We start from the raw sequence: 18,438 nt of genomic DNA on the forward strand, positions 1-18,438 counted from the left end.
AATTATACAGGAATTTTGGTTTTAAAACAGAAATCAGTTTATATTAAAGAAAACCATGTATTATTTCTGTCTTATTATTAAAATTAATACAAATTGATGTTTTTGGTTAAATGATTAAATTTCAATATAATATTTTAATAAAAAATAAAATATCACTAGTTTTGTAAAAAACAAAAAGACACTCCGTGAAATCAATGATGAATTATTATAAAATGAAAATAATAATTTGTTTTTCTATGCCTAAAAGTCTTTTGAAATTCTTGTTTTTGCTGATAACAGCAGTTCCCATATTCGCCCAGAAAAAAAATAGCTTTGATCTTATCTGTGAAAGGACTTCTTCTGTTACAGCCTATAAAGATTTACCCAAAGCCATTAAAACTGCAGATTCTCTCTATATGAAGGCACAAAAGCCTTCAGAGAAAATAAGATGTCTTATCCTTTCTTCAGAGCTGTACCATCATGCAGGTGAACTTAAAAAAGCAATCTGTTACAGTGAAAACGCCCATTCGGTAATCAATAAGATTAATGATCCTGAATGGATGGCTGTAGTAACCCGATTACTTGCGAGACAATATAGACAGGTAGGGTTATACGAAAGATCCAAAAAATATATTATAAAAGGGCTGCAGGCTTCAGCCCGGATCACCGATTTTCAGAAAAGTAATGAAGCCGCAGGACTGCTGAATCAGGAAATGGCCTTCTACGAAATGGAGATGGGGAATTATCCTAATGCCATACAGCATATCGAATCCTCCCTGAAATATTTTGAAAAGATCAATAGTTATAATGAAAACAGAACGGCAGCCGCGTCTTATCAACTATTGGGAGATGTCTATTTCAAGCTTAATAATTATTCTGTCTCTGAAGATTACTATAGAAAAGCTGAAGGATTGCTAAAAAAAGGAAGCTGTACGCTGGGATTGGTTTATAATGGCCTGGGAGGAATCCGTCTGAAGCAGAAAAACTGGAAAGATGCTGAACTGTATCTTAAAAAAGCAGAAAAAATTGCCGATACTTCCCGGAGCCTTAAGCTTAAAAAAGCAGTTTATTCCAATATTAATGATTACTATGAAGGGATTGGGGACAATTTCAAGGCTTCTTTATATGCAGTAAAATATGTGCGTGCCTATGACAGTATTGCAGCCCGCAATCAGAGTTTTGCCATAAAAGATTCTGAAAATCCCAAAGGAAAAGCTACCAAAAAAAATGGGCAGATGAATGGAGTGAAGAATGCGGCTATTGTCATTCTGTCCATTTCATTGGTTGGTCTGTTTCTTTTTATTAGAAGGAAACAGAAAAAACAGCGGTCAAAGCTTAGAAATATCATCAGAACTCAGTTGAACATGATCGGTAACAGGACACACTATCCTTTACAACAATCTGGTGATTTTGAGTTTTCCAATATTTTTGTGGAAGAAATTGATGAAAAAGACTCCGAGACAGACCGAAGAAGGAATGACTCTCTGATGACCCCGGAAACAGAGTCAAAACTACTGGAACTGCTTGAGGATTTTGAAAAAGGTAATCTTTATAACAATAAAGGCATGTCCCTTTCTTTTCTCGCCGGAGAATTGAACACCAATACAAAATATCTTTCTTATGTTATCAATCAGCATAAAAATGCAGATTTTAAAACGTATATCAATCGTTTAAGAATCAACTATATTGTAGACAAACTGATCAATGATGAGAGGTACAGACAGTATAAAATAAGTATCCTTGCTGATGAATGCGGATTTTCTTCCCACAGTAAATTTGCTGCGGTATTCAAGGCGGTCACAGACTATTCTCCATCAGCTTACATCAAATATCTGGATAGTGAAACCCGGTCAGATAAAAAATAGTCATTTTCCCGAAAATGATTAAAAACGGGCATTTTATCCAATTCTATATTGCTATTTTCACGAAAATGAACAACCTATTATTTTAAAGGAACCCTCTGCTATCATATCTTTGTAGCAGTTTCAAAGTACACAACAATTCTGTTACAGCTTATCACTTTTATTTCATTTCTGAACTAAGATCATTATAAGAGAAACTGCAAATCCCATTTTTTAACTTTTTAAGGAAATATTCTGACCAGAATATCTGCCATATCCTATAATCGGGGTTGATTGCCCGGTTTTTTTTCAGTCAAGTTTTTTTAAGTGCAAATCCACAGATGTCTGTGGATTTGTGATTTTATTTAACTTTCGTACTGTCGGTTTTTACTTTTGAAGAATCCGGGGAAGGGATTGAATTCGCTACAGCAGAATCTCCCATTCTGTTTCTTAAGGAATCTTTATTGTGAGCATCTTTATATTCCTCTCTTTTTTCTTTGTTTTGAGCACAGCTTCCAAGGAAAAGAAGTCCAAGAACTGCTCCTATCCATAATTTTCTCATAATAGTTAATTTTGATTGTTGATGTTAATCAAATATAAGGATTAAAAGATAAAAGATAAAAGATAAAAGATAAAAGATGTTCCTTTAAATTTTGGATTCAATAGGGGTGGGCTTCAGCCCGCCGTTAGAAATAATATATAATCCCCGGCTGTAGTCAAAAACATGGAATAAGCGTCTTTTCAATCCAAAATTTCTGGTTATCCAATAAAAAAATCTGCAGCGCTTTCATCTGCAGATTTTCCATTTTAAATTAAACGTATATACATATTATTTGACAGGAGACGTTGCCATAGAATCCCTTTTGATCTTGATTGTATCAGGATTCGTCCTTTTTGTAGTCATCGTATCAGTAGTTGTAGGCGGTATACTTTTTTGGGTACTGTCTACTGTTGCTGAATCTCTGCTACTTGTTGACATTGTCGATTCTTTGGTTCCACAGCTCACTGCAAATATTCCTATTCCGACGGCTGTTAGCAATAACTTTTTCATATTATTTTATTTTGGGGTGTATACTAACAGAAAATCAATAATTATTCCTAACAGGACTTTGAAAATCGTAAAATATAGGTAAAGTTTGTTAAAAGATGTTAGGTAGCAGGTAGCGGATTGTAGGGATGAGGAGTTAGGTATTAGGAGTTAGAGTGTTGGAGAGTAGGAGGGTTAGAGAGTTGTGGGGAATTGAGTATTGAATATCGAGTATTGAGTATCGGAGGAGTAAAAGTGTATTTCTGGATACCCATAACTTTAAACCTTGAACTCTAATTCCCGCAACTCGCATCCCGAACCTCGCATCCGCCTATCACCACAAAAAAGCCCCGAAACCGAAATTCCGAGGCTGTATTCAAAGAACAGACAACAATTACTCATTGCCCATTACTCATTATTTATTAATTATCCCAGGTATGGATATTTGTAGTTTTTAGGAGAAACAAAAGTTTCTTTTACGCTTCTTACAGAAACCCATCTTAGAAGGTTCATTTTAGAACCTGCTTTATCATTTGTTCCTGAAGCTCTACCACCACCGAAAGGCTGCTGTCCTACTACGGCACCCGTTGGTTTATCATTGATGTAGAAGTTACCTGATGCATTTTCTAAAGCTTTGTAAGCTTCAGCGATTGCGTAACGGTCTTGTGAGAACACAGAACCAGTCAATGAATAAGGAGATGTTGAATCTACAAGCTTCAACGTTTCTTTCCAGTCCTGATCTTCATATACGTAGATCGATAAGATTGGTCCGAAGATCTCTTCAACCATACTTTCGTAGTGAGGATTTGTAGTTTCAATTACTGTTGGGTGTACGAACCATCCTTTAGAATCATCATATTTTCCACCGATAGCAACAGTAGCTTCACCTGAAGCGTTTGCTCTGTCGATATATCCTTTACATTTTTCAAAAGAATTCTTGTCGATCACAGCGTTGACGAAGTTAGAAGTATCTTCCGGCGAACCGATTTTGATGGTGCTCATCTGAGTTTCCATTACTTTTTTCACATCAGCCCAAAGAGATTTAGGGATATAAGCTCTTGAAGCAGCAGAACATTTTTGTCCCTGGTATTCGAAAGCACCTCTTACCAATGCAGTAGCTACAGCTTCCACGTTAGCAGACGGGTGAGCAATAACGAAGTCTTTACCACCAGTTTCTCCAACGATTCTTGGATATGTTCTGTAGTTGTGGATATTATCACCGATCATTTTCCACATTCCCTGGAATACTTTTGTAGAACCAGTGAAGTGAAGACCTGCAAAATCCGGGTGGGCCAATACTTTTTCAGCAGTTTCTTTTCCATCTGTAAAGATCATGTTGATAACCCCTGCAGGAAGACCCGCTTCTGTTAATACATCCATGATTACTTTTGCAGAATATACCTGTTTGTCAGACGGCTTCCAAACCACTACGTTTCCTAACATGGCCATACAAGTCGGAAGGTTTCCGGAAATCGCTGTAAAGTTGAATGGAGTTACTGCAAAACAGAACCCTTCTAATGGTCTGTATTCAACGCGGTTCCAGATTCCTTTATCAGAAACCGGCTGCTCAGCATACATTTCTGTCATGAACTCTACGTTGAATCTTAGGAAGTCGATGAACTCACAAGCAGAATCAATTTCAGCCTGGTGTACGTTTTTAGACTGCCCGATCATTGTTGCTGCATTAATCACATCTCTGTAAGGTCCTGCTAAAAGATCGGCTGCCTTTAAGAAAATTGCTGCACGCTGTTCCCAGCCTAGTTCATTCCATTCTTTTTTAGCTGCCAATGCCGCGTTGATAGCGTCATCCACATGCTGCATACCACCCTGATAGTAGAATCCGAAATCATGAGCATGATCCTGTGGAGACTGAAGCTGTACTTTTGTTTCAGTTTTTACTTCTTTTCCATTGATAATCATTGGGATTTCTACCTTTTCAGCCCACATTTTTTTATAAGTGTCGATAAGGCTTTTAACTTCCGGAGATCCCGGTTCGTATGAGTTTACAGGCTCGTTTACCGCTAATGGTACTTGCGAAATTGCTTTTGACATATTACGTTTTATTATTTTATTAAATTAATAAGATGTGTATACAAATTTACAATAATTATAAGGAAAGAAAAAATGCAGCCTTTTTTTGTCAGATAAACCAGAAAAAAGATCCGGTAATGTCATATACGTTTTTTTTGAGATTAATTTTTATTAAATTATGGTCTATTATGAGGATTCTTTAGGTTTTAGAAAAAAACACATCATTTTATTAGAATTATAGGAATTAAGACAATAAAACATTTGTCATAGTTTAAGAATTGCTGTTAATGGCTGTAAATAAATGGTTTATGTTACAATGTTAAAATTATATAAATTCACATTTGTTGCGATTTTGAACATTTTAAATAATTTTTTTGATAGCCGGAGGGATCAGATTGTTCTAATTTTACATCATTATTATCAGGTATGAAAAAAAGAGTATTATTTTTCTCTTTTGTGATATTTTTCTCAGCGTTGTGTGCAGGTCTTTTTGCACATAAAGGAAAAACTCAGGCATATTCTGATATCCTTTCAAAAATTCATCTTTTACAGCAGAAATCTGATCAGCAGACCCAGCCTGAACTCTATAGTTTTTCAGATGTGCAGGATGTGCAGGATTCCAACGACTGGGAGAAAGTAAAATTTGATTATTCAATACTTGCACAGAATTGGCTGCACTATTTCTTTGCAGGTTACACTTACAATACACAGGTTGCGGCTGTTCAAAACCGCGTTTATATTACGGCACCAAGATACATCCTGTATCACTGTCTGCAGGTAGCGGGCTGCTAATCCCTTTTCTTAATTTTTAATGATCCGTTGTGGTTTGTATTCATGTCAATACAGATCTGAAAACATCATTTCCCATTTTACATTTTTGAACATTTCTGTTTGCCTTTACGGAGAGGTGAACCGGATATTGTTTGTCCAATTTTAAATAAAAAATATTATGCACTTAACACCGAGAGAAACGGAAAAGCTTATGCTGTTTCTGGCAGGCGAACTCGCTCTGAAAAGAAAAGCAAGAGGCCTTAAATTAAACTACCCGGAATCCATCGCTCTGATCAGCCACTTTCTGCTTGAAGGCGCAAGAGACGGGAAAAAAGTAGCCGAACTGATGCAGGAAGGCGCTAATCTCTTAACTAAAGAGGATGTAATGCCGGGCGTTGCGGAAATGATCCACGATGTTCAGATTGAAGCAACCTTCCCAGATGGGACAAAACTGGTAACCGTACACAATCCAATCCGCTAATACTACTGATTATGATACCAGGAGAAATTTTTGTAAAAGAAGGAACAATTATCTGCAATGAAGGCAGAGAAACTGTAAAAATAAAAGTAACCAATACCGGAGACAGGCCTATTCAGGTAGGTTCACACTTCCATTTTTTTGAAGTTAATAAAGCGATGAGCTTTGACCGCGAAAAAGCTTTCGGAAAGAGACTGAATATTGTAGCAAGTACTGCAGTACGTTTTGAGCCGGGAGAAGAAAAAGAAGTGGAATTGGTAGAAATAGGAGGAACCAAAAAAGCAATGGGCTTCAATAATCTTGTCGATGGGCAGGTAGATTCTGAAGAACAGAAAAAAGTAAGCCTTGCAAAAGTTGAAGAGTTAAACTTTAAAAATCATTAAGATGAGCTTACACGTAGACAGAAAACAATACGCCAATATATTAGGTCCTACAGCGGGAGATAAAATCAGGCTGGGAGACACTGAAATTATTATTGAAATCGAAAAAGATTTCACTCATTTTGGTGACGAAGCCGTTTTCGGCGGAGGAAAAACCGTTCGTGACGGGATGGGACAGAATGTCACGGCCAAAAGAGACGAAGGCGTTCTGGATCTTTGTATCACAGGAGCGGTAATTATTGACCATTGGGGAATTGTAAAAGGAGATATCGGAATCAAAGACGGAAAGATCGTAGGAATCGGAAAAGCCGGAAATCCTGATACGATGGACGGTGTAACACCTAATATGATCATCGGCGCCTCAACGGAAGTTCACGGAGGGAAAGGATATATTGTAACTGCCGGAGGAATTGACACCCACATTCACTACATCTGCCCTCAACAGATTGAAACATCTCTTTACAGCGGAATCACCACAATGATTGGTGGTGGTACAGGCCCCAATGACGGAACCAATGCTACAACAGTTACTCCCGGAAGATTCAATATGCAGAAAATGCTGGAAGCAGCAGAAGAATATCCTATGAATCTTGGTTTCTTCGGAAAAGGAAACTGCTCGGCAGAAGAACCTATCGAAGAACAGGTAGAAGCAGGTGCTTTGGGAGTGAAAATCCATGAAGATTGGGGAGCAACTCCTGCAACCATTGATGCAGCATTGAAAGTAGCCGATAAATATGACGTTCAGGTGGCCATCCACACAGATACTCTGAATGAAGGAGGGTTTCTGGAAGATACCATGAGAGCCATCAACGGAAGGGTAATCCATACTTTCCACACAGAAGGAGCAGGCGGAGGCCACGCGCCGGACATTATTAAAGCTGCTATGTATCCGAATGTATTGCCGGCCTCAACAAATCCTACGCGCCCTTACACCGTAAATACAATTGATGAGCACCTGGATATGCTGATGGTTTGCCATCATTTGAGTAAAAACATTCCTGAAGATGTAGCATTTGCAGATTCACGTATCCGTCCTGAAACCATTGCAGCAGAAGATATCCTTCATGATATGGGCGTTTTCAGTATCATGAGTTCAGACTCTCAGGCGATGGGAAGACCAGGAGAAGTGATTACCAGAACATGGCAGACGGCAAGTAAAATGAAAGAGCAGAGAGGTGATCTTACTGAAGATAAAGACAGTGGAAATGACAATTACCGTGCAAAAAGATATGTAGCGAAGTATACCATCAACCCGGCTATAGCGCACGGTATTTCAGAATATGTAGGATCTGTTGAAGAAGGAAAATTAGCGGATTTGGTGATCTGGAAACCTGCCTTATTTGGAGTAAAACCGGAAATGATTGTAAAAGGAGGATTTGTTATTGCTGCTAAAATGGGAGATCCTAATGCTTCTATTCCAACACCTCAGCCTATTATTTACAGAAATATGTTTGGAGCCCATGGAAAAGCTAAGTTTGGTACTTGCGCGAACTTTGTTTCTCAGATCTCAATTGACAACGGAACCATTGCTTCTTACAAACTGGAAAAAATGATTCTTCCGGTGAAAAACTGTAGAAATATTGGTAAAAAAGACCTTATCCATAATGATAAGACACCTTTAATTGAAGTGAATCCTGAAAACTATAAAGTAACGGTAGACGGAGAATACATCACTTGTGAACCGGCAGAAACACTTCCTTTAACACAGTTGTATTACTTGTTCTAAGATAAATTTTACAAATAAACCTAACAGGTTTCAAAAACCTGTTAGGTTTATTTAACAACAAAAAAAGATTTATCAGACTCTATTGTAAAACAATTATAGAACTAAGTTTAGAATGAAATATTTAAATAAAACAGTTGTTTCTCTTGCGATAGCTGGTGTATGTATACTTTCAGGAAATCTGAATGCCCAGTTTTTGGGCGGACACAGGCTTAAAAGTGATGAAGACGGACCCAAAGGGCAGTTTATGGTGTACGGTTCATTAGACTATTCAAAACTTACAACACCATCAAGCAGCAGCAGTACCGTTTCCAGTGCACCGCTTGGAGTAGGGTACTTCGTCAATAATAATGACCTTATCGGAGTTAATTATGCTTACTCGCAGAATACAGTGGATCACAATGTAGTTTACAAGCAAAATGAAGCAGGAATCTGGTATAGTCCTTCAGTAATGCTTGGAAAATATTTTATGTTGATTGGTCAGGTGGATGCCCACTATGTTTGGGGACAGCAGCTTTCAACAGCAGCGGATGCCATGCAGAATTTTAACGGATTCCGTCTTCGTGCCTATCCTTTGATCGGAATCGTATTAGGAGGAGGCTGGGCACTGAAATTCAAATTCGCAGAACTTTCAATGCTTCAGACTAAAACAAAAGAAGAGGGCTGGACGAAAAGCTATGTAGCCGGAATCAGCGGTTCAACATTCGGGGTGGGAATCTCCAAAAACTTAGACTTCAGAAAAAAAAACAAAAATGATCATTAATCAAATCATAGGCAATCTTGCTGAAAATCCTACGGAGAAAGCCATAGACTATCTTGATCTGGAATGGTTTGAAACCACCAAAAGAATCCAGCGTAAAAAAACCAGACAGGGAACTGATGTTGCCATCAAGTTTCTCAGAGAAGGACAACGATTACGTGAAGGTGATATTCTTTTTGAGGATGCCGAAAAAATAATTGCAATCAATGTTCTGGAAACGGAAGCCATTGTGATGTCACCCACCTCACTGCTGGAAATGGGAACTGTATGTTATGAGATCGGAAATAAACATATTCCGCTTTTTATTCAGAATGACAAAGTTTTGCTCCCTTTTGAAATGCCGATGTTCAGATGGCTGGAAGCAAGTGGTTTCAAACCGGAGAAACAATCGGTGAAACTGCTTAATCTTCTTAAATCTAATGTAGAGCCTCATGGACATGGAAGTCTCGGCTCCACAATCTTTACAAAAATCTTAAAAATGGCGGCTCCGAAAGATGAATAATATAAATTTCCTGTCAGGATTGCTTCACCTTGCAGATCCTACACTTCCCATCGGAGGATATACCCATTCCAACGGACTTGAAACGTATGTGCAGGAAAGAATTGTACATGATCTGGCAACCGCGAAAGAATTTGTACAGAACATGCTTCAGTACAACCTTAAATTCAATGACGGTGCTTTTGTAAAACTGGCTTATGATGCAGCACAAAAGGGAGATTTGCAGCAGCTTTTAGAACTGGATAATGAATGTAATGCTATAAAATGTCCAAAGGAAATCCGCCAGGCGAGCCAGAAACTGGGTCTCAGACTGATTAAAATCTTCAAAAGAAGAGAAAATTCTCCTTTAATGGAAGCTTTTGAGAAAGCCATTCAGCATAAAGAAGCCAATTCTCATTACTGTATTGTGTTCGGAGTGTATGCTTATTTAATGAAAATTCCTTTGTTCGAAGCCCTTTTAGGATTTTATTACACTTCGGTTGCCGGGATGATTACCAACGCTGTAAAGCTTGTTCCTCTTGGACAGCTGGATGGACAGGATATTCTATTTTCACTCTATCCCGTCATGGAAAAAACAGTTTTAGAAACTATAGATCTGGACAGAGACATGGTGGGACTTTGTAATACGGCCTTTGATATCAGATGTATGCAGCATGAGAGGCTTTATTCAAGACTTTATATGTCGTAGAAGGTAAAAGGTAAAAGGTAAAAGGTAAAAGAGCAAATTGACGAATTGCCCATTGAGTGAAACGTCCTTGCGATCGAAAAATATTCACAATCAAAAAAACTTAGCGCATATAGCGTTAAAAAATAAAATTTAAATAAAATGGAAAACAGAAAATATATAAAAGTAGGAGTAGCAGGACCTGTAGGTTCAGGAAAAACTGCATTATTGGAACGTTTAAGCAGAAAATTATTCGGGACTTATGATCTTGGAGTCATCACGAATGATATTTATACCAAAGAAGATGCTGAATTTATGGCGAAAAATAGTCTTCTTCCTCATGACAGAATTATCGGAGTAGAAACAGGAGGCTGTCCTCATACCGCCATCCGTGAAGATGCAAGTATGAACCTTGAAGCGGTAGACGAACTGGCAGCACGTTTTCCGGAAATCGAACTGGTTTTGATTGAAAGTGGAGGTGATAACCTTTCAGCGACATTCAGCCCGGACCTTGCAGATGTTACCATCTTTATCATCGACGTCGCAGAAGGAGAAAAAATCCCTAGAAAAGGAGGTCCTGGTATTACAAGATCAGATTTACTGATCATCAATAAAATTGATCTTGCCCCTTACGTAGGTGCCAGCCTTGAAGTGATGGAAAATGATGCCCGAAGAATGAGAAAAGGAAATCCTTTCGTGTTCACCAACCTCAAAACAGATGAAGGACTGGATAAAGTAATTGGTTGGATTAAAAAATATGCCCTTTTAGAAGAAATTGAAGAACCGAATTTGGTAAGATAAATGGATAGTCATTTAAAAATTATTGCAGGATTTAAGGGAGGAGAATCCTATGTGAAAGACCTTTATGTCTCGCTTCCTTTCAGAGTGGTTTCTGTTGGGCAGCGAAAAAGTGACAAAAAGCTCTATCAGATGGTGATGAGCTCCTCTCCGGGAATTCTGGATGGAGATCACTATCATTTGGATGTTGCACTTGAAAAAGGAGCTGCGCTTCAGTTGCAGTCACAATCCTACCAAAGGCTTTTCAACATGCAGAATAAAGCGCTTCAGGAACTCAATGTTTCTATGGAGGATGAAACTTCTTTCGCTTATGTTCCTCATCCGATTGTTCCTCACGAGGATTCCAACTTTAAAAGTAAAGCCAATATTCATGTCGGTAAAAACAGTCAGATCATCATCAGCGAGATTATTACCTGTGGGAGAAAATATTATGGAGAAGTTTTTAAACTGAAACGTTTTCAGAATATCATGGAAATCTATCATAACAACAAGCTTGTGGTGAAAGATAACGTTCTGATTCAACCTGACATGATCCCGATCAGCAGCATCGGAAACCTGGAACAGTATACGCACCAGGGAACTCTGATCTTCTATAGTACAAAGGAAAATGTAGACAAAAATGGATTGATTGAAGAGATTGTTGAAGCCGCCGCACAGCACCATGAGCAAATGGAAGTAGGGGTTTCTGCAATGGATGAAAATGGTTTTGTAGTAAGAGCTTTGGGACATGGAGGAGAGTTGATGTACAACTTCTTCCTGCATATTCAGGAGATTCTCTGGTCGTTGGAGTAAAAAGAGGTCCTTGTCAAGAAGCGGGCTTTAGACCGCTTAACAAAAAGAAATCTTCCATTGGCTTCAGTCAAAACTTAATAAAGAATCTGAAATAACAGAATTAATAAAAAATGGATAGTACAGTTTGGGCACTTCTTATAAGCGCCGTTTCAATAAGTTTTATACACACCGCTTCAGGGCCGGATCATTACCTGCCTTTCATAGTGATCTCAAAATCTAAGAAGTGGAGCGGCATGAAAACAGCCATATTAACGGTTGTCTGCGGTTTCGGACACGTATTCAGTTCTCTGATTTTAGGTTTTATCGGAGTTTTCCTCGGATGGCAGCTGAATAAAATCTCCTGGTTTCAGGATATGAGAGGGAATTTCTCAGGATGGGCACTGCTGATCTTTGGCGGTGTTTACCTTGTGTACGGCCTCATCCAGGCGATCAGAAACAAACCGCATAAGCATTTTGATGTAATGGGTGATGATGTGTACGTATACGAACATAACCACAGCGAAATCGTAATGCCTCAAAAAAGAATAAAGGTAACACCGCTTGTCCTGTTCATGATTTTCGTGATGGGGCCAAGTGAACCTTTGATCCCCCTATTATTTTATTCAGGAGTAAAACATTCCATGTCTGAAATTGCCGTACTGGTAACTTCCTTCACAGCAACTACAGTATTAACCATGCTTGGGATGGTTCTTTTGGGGCGTTATGGTTACTCAACATTATTCAATACCGAAAAACTTGAAAGATATATGGGAGTAGTAAGTGGAGCAGTAGTAACTGTGTGCGGTGTGGGAATGGTCTTTCTTGGATGGTAAACGGGTTTCGTGTTTCGGGATTCGAGTGGGAGAGTTTGAGGGTAAGAGAGTTTTGATGTGGATTCCGAAACCCGCACCTCGCAACCCGCAACGAAAAACAACCCGCAACGAAAAACAAACAACAACCCCATTATTAATAAATTAAAAAAACTATGAACGAATTTTTCAAAAAGCTACCTTTTTTAGACCATATTTTAAAAGGAATCGGGCAGATTATGCTCCAGGAAAACAGATGGACAGGACTCCTGTTTCTGATAGGGATTTTTATGGGAAGCTGGCAGTGCGGAGTGGCGGTATTGCTTTCAACAGCAGCCGGAACTTTTATCGCAATGAAGCTTAATTATGACAAATCTGAAATCAATGCGGGACTTTATGGTTTCAGTGCAGCTCTTGTAGGGGTAGCATTGGCATTTCTATTTGAGACAACCTTGCTGATCTGGATCTTAATAGTTTTGGGCGGAGCGTTAGCGGCTGTTATTCAGCATTTCTTTATCCAAAAGAAAATACCGGTGTTTACTTTTCCTTTTATCATTATTACATGGATATTGGTATTTGTACTCCATCATTTTACCAATATTCCACCTTCTGAAATGCTAAGCAGTGAAGTGGTTCCTTCAGAATATGATGACTTTCTTACCTGTACCAATGGCTTTGGGGAAGTGATATTTCAGGGAGGAGTGCTTTCCGGGATTATTTTCTTTCTGGCGGTTTTTATTAGCTCTCCGATAGCTGCTTTATATGGATTGGCAGCGTCTATTTTGGGTGCGGGATTATCACAGTTGAATGGCGAACCCATCAAAGAAATCCACATGGGATTATTTGGATTTAATGCTGTGCTTTCCGCAATTGTTTTTTCCGGAGTCAAAAAAACGGATGGTTTATGGGTATTGATCGCCGTTCTCATTACCATTGCCATTGATGATCTTTTAATAGACAATCACTGCCTGGATATAGTGGGCGGAGTATTTACTTTCCCATTTGTAGCCGGAACATGGATTACACTTTTGATTCAAAAAATATTTCTTAAAACAAAAAAATAAAAAGTTGGAGAGTCTTAGAGTTTAAGAGTGAGAAAGTTCAATGTTTAAGGTTTTTTCATAATGATTGACAATTCACTTGCGAAGCAAAATTCACCATTGATATTCCTCTAACTTCTAACCTCTGGTTTCTAAAATCAAAATATAATTAAACTAAAAAATGAAAATAACAAAAATAGCAGCCGTATTTCTGGTTATGGCATTCAGTGGAAAAATGATGGCGCAGGAAACAGAAAAACAGTTGCTGATAAAAGATGCAGATGACAAATTTCCCATTGCCGATGCTTTGGTAAAATATGACCACGGAAACAGCCATATCCACACAGGAACAGACGGAACATTTTCCATTCCTGTAAAATCTCTTCCCGATACCCTTGTGGTCAGCCGTCAGGGATATGATGAGGTAAAATGGGTCGTGACCAATGATGATGATAAAAATAAAGTTATTTTTTTACAGCATAAGCCCTTTCAGATTTCTGAAGTAGCCATCAATCACAGTTCATTTCTGTCTGCTATTACCAAGGTTGATCTGAATAAATTTCCGGTAAATTCAGCGCAGGATCTGTTGAGGAAAGTTCCAGGATTATTTATTGCACAGCATGCCGGAGGAGGAAAAGCAGAACAGCTTTTTTTAAGAGGATTTGATGCGGATCATGGTACCGATGTAAGCGTCAATGTAGACGGAATGCCTGTGAACATTGTTTCTCACGCCCACGGTCAGGGATATTCTGATTTACATTTTGTGATTCCTGAAACAGTAAACAATATCGATTTTGGAAAAGGAGCCTATTACATGGACCGTGGGGACTTTAATACCGCTGGTTATGTTGATTTTCAGACCTACAATGGCTTGAAAAACAGTATGATTAAACTGGAAGGAGGTTCTTTCAACTCCAAAAGAGTATTGGGAATGTTCAATATTCTGCATGATGATCTTGGTAGAAAGAATGCGTATGTGGCAGCGGAATACAACTATACCGACGGACCTTTTGATGTAAAACAGAATTTTAACAGGGTTAATATCTTCGGTAAATACAATCAATGGCTGACTGACAAAGATTACTTCAATATCCAGTTTTCAACATTTAATTCTTCCTGGAATGCTTCCGGACAGATTCCGGAACGTGCTGTAGACGAAGGAATCATTGGCCGATGGGGAAGTATAGATCCTACTGAAGGTGGGAAAACTTCCAGAACAAACCTCCAGATGAACTTTAAGCACATTATTTCTCCTTCCGAGCAGATTGATGCGATGGCTTTTTATTCAAAATACAATTTCAACCTGTATTCCGATTTTACCTTTAATTTAAAGGATAAAGAGCATGGAGACGAAATTCAGCAGACGGATGGAAGAAATATTTACGGTGCTGAAGTAAAGTATACGAAGACTTTTTCTTTTGCCAACAGCTCTTTAAACTGGACTTCAGGAATCGGACTAAGAAATGATGATATCAATACCTTACAGCTTAATCACGTTTATCACAGAGACCTTCTGCTGGACAGACTATCCGATGTGACAGGAACGGAAACCAATCTTCATGCCTATTCAGGATTGATATGGAAGACAGGAAAATGGACCATCAATCCAGCTTTGAGAGTGGATCATTTTATCTTTAATATGCACAATCTCCTGGATGTGGAACAATTACCTTCCGGACAGTCGAAAGAAGCAACAAGGCTGAGTCCCAAACTGAATTTTTCCTATGCTCAGAATGACAATGTCATGTGGTTCCTGAAAACAGGAATGGGTTTCCACTCCAATGACCTAAGAGTAGTAGTTCCCAATAAGAACGAAAATACGCTTCCATATTCTATAGGGGCAGATTTCGGGGTAAGATTGCACCCGTTCAAATCTTTGATTATTACTCCGGCATTATGGTATATGGATCTTCAGCAGGAATTTGTGTATGTGGGAGATGATGCAGTAGTAGAGCCTTCCGGAAAATCAAGACGTTTCGGGGTTGATCTTGGTGTTCGTTTCCAACCGTTGGAAAACTTTTATCTGAATGCAGATATCAATTATTCCCACGCCAGATTTACCGAAGAAGAAAAAGGCCAGGATTATGTTCCGCTAGCTCCGGTAGTCACCAGCACAGGATCTGTCAACTGGGACTTCCTGAATGGTTTTTCTCTGGGACTTCAGTACAGATATCTGGGAGCAAGACCCGCTGTTGAGGATAACAGCATCAGAACAAAAGCCTATTTTGTGAATGATTTGATGCTTTCCTATAACCGTCAGAAATGGGGAGCGAATATTCAGATGAACAACCTTTTCAATGTAAAATGGAATGAAGCTCAGTTTGCCACAGAAACGCAGTTAAAAGGAGAAGCAGAACCCATTACAGATCTTACTTATACACCAGGAAGTCCTTTTGGAGTGAGAGTAGGAGTGTATTATAAGTTCTAAACATGAGAGTGGGAGAGTAGTAGAGTGAGAGGGTGAGAGAGTTTGAGAGTAGAAGGGTTGAAGAGAGTAAATTATGGGTTTCGGGATACGTGTTTCGGGGTCTTTACTATTTAGACTTTAGCTTTTTCACTCTTTTACTTACCTCCTTTGCTTTAAAATATTTTGTATAACTTTAAATAATCATAACAAGGATATGGAAGTACTATCCAATTTTCAATATAAAAAGCTTTTTCTGCCGAATATTACGGATAAGATATTGGCTAATAATGCTGATATACAGCTGTATCGGATAGAAAATTATCTTAAAGGTATTCTGATGCCGGTGATTCCGTATCGTACCACATTCAATTTTATTATTTTCGTTACCAATGGCCATATCAGACAATATCTTGAAAATAAAGAATATCATGCTGAAAAAGGAGGTGTGATCTTTATTAAGCAAGGGACAATTACCGCAACCGTAGAGCTGTCAGACGATATTGAAGGTTTCTTCCTTGCTTATGAAAATAATATTCTATCTGAACAGGAACTGCCAAAACATAAAAGCAGTATCTTTTTCATGACACCTTTCCTGAATCTGGACAGCTTAACCTACGGAACCATCACACAGCTTCTTCCGATAATGGAACAGGAATTATGGTTGAATAATCTCAATGTGAATGATGTCGTTGTGACAATGCTTCATTTGATTCTGATCAAAATGCTGAGTACAGATTCTGATACCCATCACAAATCTGCAACACGCCCCATGGAGCTGTCCCTGCAGTTCCGTGATCTTTTGTTCAAATACCATGTCGGAGAAAAGAGAGTGGCTTTTTATGCTGATAAATTGTCTGTTACAGAAAGTTATCTGAATAAATGTGTCAAAGGAGTTACTCAGAAATCCCCAAAACAATGGATCAATGAGATTGATATCAATTACAGCAAAGCATTACTTCACTCCAGTAAAGATATTGCAGAAATTGCCTATGAACTGAATTTCCATACCGCATCCCATTTTACCCAGCTTTTCAAAAAAATTGCAGGAATTACGCCAAAGGAATACAGGATTCAGTTTTTGAATAACAGCAGGATTTCAGTCTGATATAAAGAATCGAATTTGTGTAATGTCAATGGTCAATTTTTGCTGCGTAAGGGAATAGTCAATGATGCTGAAGTACAGAATAAAAAATTCACTGCGAAGCAAATTCACCATTCACTATTGATTGGTCTCCCTTACATCTTTTCATTTTCCAGAATCTTCAGCACCAGTCTTTCTTCTTTTGTAAGATCGGCTTTTCCGTCATTTTCTTCTATCACTTCCAGTTCATCAAGATATTTTTTGATACTATTATTCTCATAAAGGTTAATGACTAAAGGATGAACATAATACTTTTTGCAGACAGCCGATGTATTTCCCAGGTTTTCTGCCACGATATCCAGGGCTTCTTTTACCTTCTTTTTATATTCAGTGTCATTTTCCGCATATCCGATCTCTTTAAAAGCGATCAGAGCACTTACGGTTCCGGACCATGTTCTGAAATCCTTAGCGGTAAAATCTTCACCACTGATCTCTTTAATATAGTCGTTCACCATCCCGGAATCGACGGAATGGCGGTTTCCTTCATCATCAAAATACTGAAAAAGCTCTTTCCCGGGAATATCCTTGCATTTCTGAATAAGCCTTGCCAACCTTGGACTCCTGAGGTCGATTTGATGCATGACACCTTTCTTCCCTTTAAAAGAAAAAGAAATTTTTTGTCCTTTTACCTTTACATGTTTATCCTTTAATGTGGTCAGACCAAAAGAACCGTATAATTTTTCATATACGTTATTCCCGATACGGATATTGGTTCTTTGCATAAGGCTTACAATTAAGGCAAGGATTTTTCGTTTCTCAAAATTTCTCAGGGCAAGATCCTGTTCTATATGCAGACGGATGTCCGGTAATGCATATCCGAACTGAAGCATTCTGTAAAATTTTGTATGATTTCTTAAAGCACTCCACAGAGGGTGGTAGCGGTACTGTTTTCTTTTTTTTACATCGAAACCCGTGGCCTGAAGATGGCCATTGTCAAGAGCACAGATCCATACATTTTCCCACGCAGGCGGAATCACCAGTTTATTGATCCGGGTAATTTCGTCTTTATCCTTTATTTTTTCTCCGTCTTTATAATAGGAGTATTTCTTCCCGGTTTTCTTACGGGTAATTCCGGCGGTTTCCGCATCGGTGGTATATACGAGATGTACCGCCTTTGCAGAAGCTTCCGGATCCTTCATTATTTTAACAATTTTTGAAGGCTTAAGGTGAGAAATGATTTCCAAATCTGTATTCTTCTCCATAAAACATGGTTAAGAGTTTTTACCCCTCGAAAAAATCAGTAAAATAATCCCTACTATCACACAGACTAAGATTATTCCCCACCACATTCCTGCCTTAAAAATTGTTTCTACGGCTTC

The 18,438-nt window shown here is 38.5% G+C and carries 18 protein-coding genes; 14 read left to right on the top strand and 4 right to left on the bottom strand.

Annotated elements, in window-relative coordinates:
• Positions 1-212: 212 nt before the first annotated feature.
• Positions 213-1,844, top strand: coding sequence for an AraC family transcriptional regulator (locus AB1278_RS07485; RefSeq protein ID WP_202839008.1), 1,632 nt, complete (start codon positions 213-215; stop codon positions 1,842-1,844).
• A gap of 337 nt (positions 1,845-2,181) precedes the next feature.
• On the opposite strand, the gene AB1278_RS07490 is transcribed toward AB1278_RS07485, so the two are convergent.
• From AB1278_RS07490 to pruA, 3 genes are all read right to left on the bottom strand, one after another.
• Positions 2,182-2,382 carry a hypothetical protein gene (locus tag AB1278_RS07490; protein ID WP_110011430.1) on the bottom strand — a complete coding sequence of 67 codons (201 nt, stop codon included), beginning with the start codon at positions 2,380-2,382 and terminating at the stop codon, positions 2,182-2,184.
• Between the two features lie 267 nt (positions 2,383-2,649).
• Positions 2,650-2,871, bottom strand: a complete 222-nt coding sequence (locus tag AB1278_RS07495; protein ID WP_429813380.1) for a cytochrome C551 — start codon at positions 2,869-2,871, stop codon at positions 2,650-2,652.
• Positions 2,872-3,273: 402 nt separating this feature from the next.
• Positions 3,274-4,899 carry an L-glutamate gamma-semialdehyde dehydrogenase gene (pruA, locus tag AB1278_RS07500; protein WP_429813383.1) on the bottom strand — a complete coding sequence of 542 codons (1,626 nt, stop codon included), beginning with the start codon at positions 4,897-4,899 and terminating at the stop codon, positions 3,274-3,276.
• Between the two features lie 405 nt (positions 4,900-5,304).
• Here pruA and AB1278_RS07505 point away from each other — a divergent pair, with 405 nt between their 5' ends.
• The 13 genes from AB1278_RS07505 (at position 5,305) to AB1278_RS07565 (ending at position 17,083) form a co-directional block, all read left to right on the top strand.
• Positions 5,305-5,670 carry a hypothetical protein gene (locus AB1278_RS07505; RefSeq protein ID WP_202839022.1) on the top strand — a complete coding sequence of 122 codons (366 nt, stop codon included), beginning with the start codon at positions 5,305-5,307 and terminating at the stop codon, positions 5,668-5,670.
• 157 nt (positions 5,671-5,827) lie between these two features.
• On the top strand, positions 5,828-6,130 hold the full coding sequence (gene ureA, locus AB1278_RS07510; protein ID WP_002977652.1) for an urease subunit gamma: 303 nt from the start codon (positions 5,828-5,830) through the stop codon (positions 6,128-6,130).
• 11 nt (positions 6,131-6,141) lie between these two features.
• Entirely contained in the window at positions 6,142-6,510 is a 369-nt protein-coding gene (gene ureB / locus AB1278_RS07515) for an urease subunit beta (RefSeq protein WP_034697259.1), read from the top strand.
• Between the two features lies 1 nt (position 6,511).
• Positions 6,512-8,233: an urease subunit alpha gene (gene ureC / locus AB1278_RS07520; protein ID WP_429813388.1), complete on the top strand. Its 1,722-nt coding sequence runs from the start codon at positions 6,512-6,514 to the stop codon at positions 8,231-8,233.
• 112 nt (positions 8,234-8,345) lie between these two features.
• The gene (locus AB1278_RS07525) at positions 8,346-8,993 is read left to right on the top strand and encodes a hypothetical protein (protein ID WP_411413969.1); all 648 of its coding nucleotides are present in this window, start codon (positions 8,346-8,348) and stop codon (positions 8,991-8,993) included.
• Positions 8,983-9,492, top strand: a complete 510-nt coding sequence (gene ureE, locus AB1278_RS07530; protein WP_429813391.1) for an urease accessory protein UreE — start codon at positions 8,983-8,985, stop codon at positions 9,490-9,492. Before AB1278_RS07525 ends, ureE begins: the two co-directional genes overlap by 11 nt.
• On the top strand, positions 9,485-10,177 hold the full coding sequence (locus AB1278_RS07535) for an urease accessory protein UreF (protein WP_429813394.1): 693 nt from the start codon (positions 9,485-9,487) through the stop codon (positions 10,175-10,177). The genes ureE and AB1278_RS07535 overlap by 8 nt, the downstream gene beginning before the upstream one ends.
• Positions 10,178-10,315: 138 nt before the next feature.
• A complete protein-coding gene (gene ureG / locus AB1278_RS07540) occupies positions 10,316-10,954 on the top strand; it encodes an urease accessory protein UreG (protein WP_047094673.1) in 639 nt (212 codons plus the stop codon).
• Positions 10,955-11,743 carry an urease accessory protein UreD gene (locus AB1278_RS07545; protein WP_429813398.1) on the top strand — a complete coding sequence of 263 codons (789 nt, stop codon included), beginning with the start codon at positions 10,955-10,957 and terminating at the stop codon, positions 11,741-11,743.
• A gap of 110 nt (positions 11,744-11,853) precedes the next feature.
• The gene (locus tag AB1278_RS07550) at positions 11,854-12,555 is read left to right on the top strand and encodes a hypothetical protein (protein WP_429813401.1); all 702 of its coding nucleotides are present in this window, start codon (positions 11,854-11,856) and stop codon (positions 12,553-12,555) included.
• Positions 12,556-12,707: 152 nt separating this feature from the next.
• Entirely contained in the window at positions 12,708-13,595 is an 888-nt protein-coding gene (locus tag AB1278_RS07555) for an urea transporter (protein ID WP_429813403.1), read from the top strand.
• Positions 13,596-13,752: 157 nt separating this feature from the next.
• Entirely contained in the window at positions 13,753-15,999 is a 2,247-nt protein-coding gene (locus AB1278_RS07560; protein WP_429813406.1) for a TonB-dependent receptor, read from the top strand.
• Between the two features lie 193 nt (positions 16,000-16,192).
• The gene (locus tag AB1278_RS07565) at positions 16,193-17,083 is read left to right on the top strand and encodes an AraC family transcriptional regulator (RefSeq protein WP_411413974.1); all 891 of its coding nucleotides are present in this window, start codon (positions 16,193-16,195) and stop codon (positions 17,081-17,083) included.
• A 131-nt stretch (positions 17,084-17,214) separates the two neighbouring features.
• Here AB1278_RS07565 and AB1278_RS07570 read toward each other — a convergent pair whose 3' ends face one another.
• Positions 17,215-18,321, bottom strand: a complete 1,107-nt coding sequence (locus tag AB1278_RS07570) for a DNA topoisomerase IB (RefSeq protein ID WP_411413975.1) — start codon at positions 18,319-18,321, stop codon at positions 17,215-17,217.
• Positions 18,322-18,438: the final 117 nt, after the last annotated feature.

The organism is Chryseobacterium sp. NRRL B-14798 (assembly GCF_050470705.1).
GTDB classification, from domain to species: Bacteria; Bacteroidota; Bacteroidia; order Flavobacteriales; family Weeksellaceae; genus Chryseobacterium; species Chryseobacterium cupriresistens.

Excerpts from the sequence above, each read along its gene's own strand:
- AB1278_RS07485 (WP_202839008.1), top strand. The coding sequence starts at position 213 with ATGAAAATAATAATTTGTTTTTCTATGCCTAAAAGTCTTTTGAAATTC.
- AB1278_RS07490 (WP_110011430.1), bottom strand. The coding sequence starts at position 2,382 with ATGAGAAAATTATGGATAGGAGCAGTTCTTGGACTTCTTTTCCTTGGA.
- AB1278_RS07495 (WP_429813380.1), bottom strand. The coding sequence starts at position 2,871 with ATGAAAAAGTTATTGCTAACAGCCGTCGGAATAGGAATATTTGCAGTG.
- pruA (WP_429813383.1), bottom strand. The coding sequence starts at position 4,899 with ATGTCAAAAGCAATTTCGCAAGTACCATTAGCGGTAAACGAGCCTGTA.
- AB1278_RS07505 (WP_202839022.1), top strand. The coding sequence starts at position 5,305 with ATGAAAAAAAGAGTATTATTTTTCTCTTTTGTGATATTTTTCTCAGCG.
- ureA (WP_002977652.1), top strand. The coding sequence starts at position 5,828 with ATGCACTTAACACCGAGAGAAACGGAAAAGCTTATGCTGTTTCTGGCA.
- ureB (WP_034697259.1), top strand. The coding sequence starts at position 6,142 with ATGATACCAGGAGAAATTTTTGTAAAAGAAGGAACAATTATCTGCAAT.
- ureC (WP_429813388.1), top strand. The coding sequence starts at position 6,512 with ATGAGCTTACACGTAGACAGAAAACAATACGCCAATATATTAGGTCCT.
- AB1278_RS07525 (WP_411413969.1), top strand. The coding sequence starts at position 8,346 with ATGAAATATTTAAATAAAACAGTTGTTTCTCTTGCGATAGCTGGTGTA.
- ureE (WP_429813391.1), top strand. The coding sequence starts at position 8,983 with ATGATCATTAATCAAATCATAGGCAATCTTGCTGAAAATCCTACGGAG.
- AB1278_RS07535 (WP_429813394.1), top strand. The coding sequence starts at position 9,485 with ATGAATAATATAAATTTCCTGTCAGGATTGCTTCACCTTGCAGATCCT.
- ureG (WP_047094673.1), top strand. The coding sequence starts at position 10,316 with ATGGAAAACAGAAAATATATAAAAGTAGGAGTAGCAGGACCTGTAGGT.
- AB1278_RS07545 (WP_429813398.1), top strand. The coding sequence starts at position 10,955 with ATGGATAGTCATTTAAAAATTATTGCAGGATTTAAGGGAGGAGAATCC.
- AB1278_RS07550 (WP_429813401.1), top strand. The coding sequence starts at position 11,854 with ATGGATAGTACAGTTTGGGCACTTCTTATAAGCGCCGTTTCAATAAGT.
- AB1278_RS07555 (WP_429813403.1), top strand. The coding sequence starts at position 12,708 with ATGAACGAATTTTTCAAAAAGCTACCTTTTTTAGACCATATTTTAAAA.
- AB1278_RS07560 (WP_429813406.1), top strand. The coding sequence starts at position 13,753 with ATGAAAATAACAAAAATAGCAGCCGTATTTCTGGTTATGGCATTCAGT.
- AB1278_RS07565 (WP_411413974.1), top strand. The coding sequence starts at position 16,193 with ATGGAAGTACTATCCAATTTTCAATATAAAAAGCTTTTTCTGCCGAAT.
- AB1278_RS07570 (WP_411413975.1), bottom strand. The coding sequence starts at position 18,321 with ATGGAGAAGAATACAGATTTGGAAATCATTTCTCACCTTAAGCCTTCA.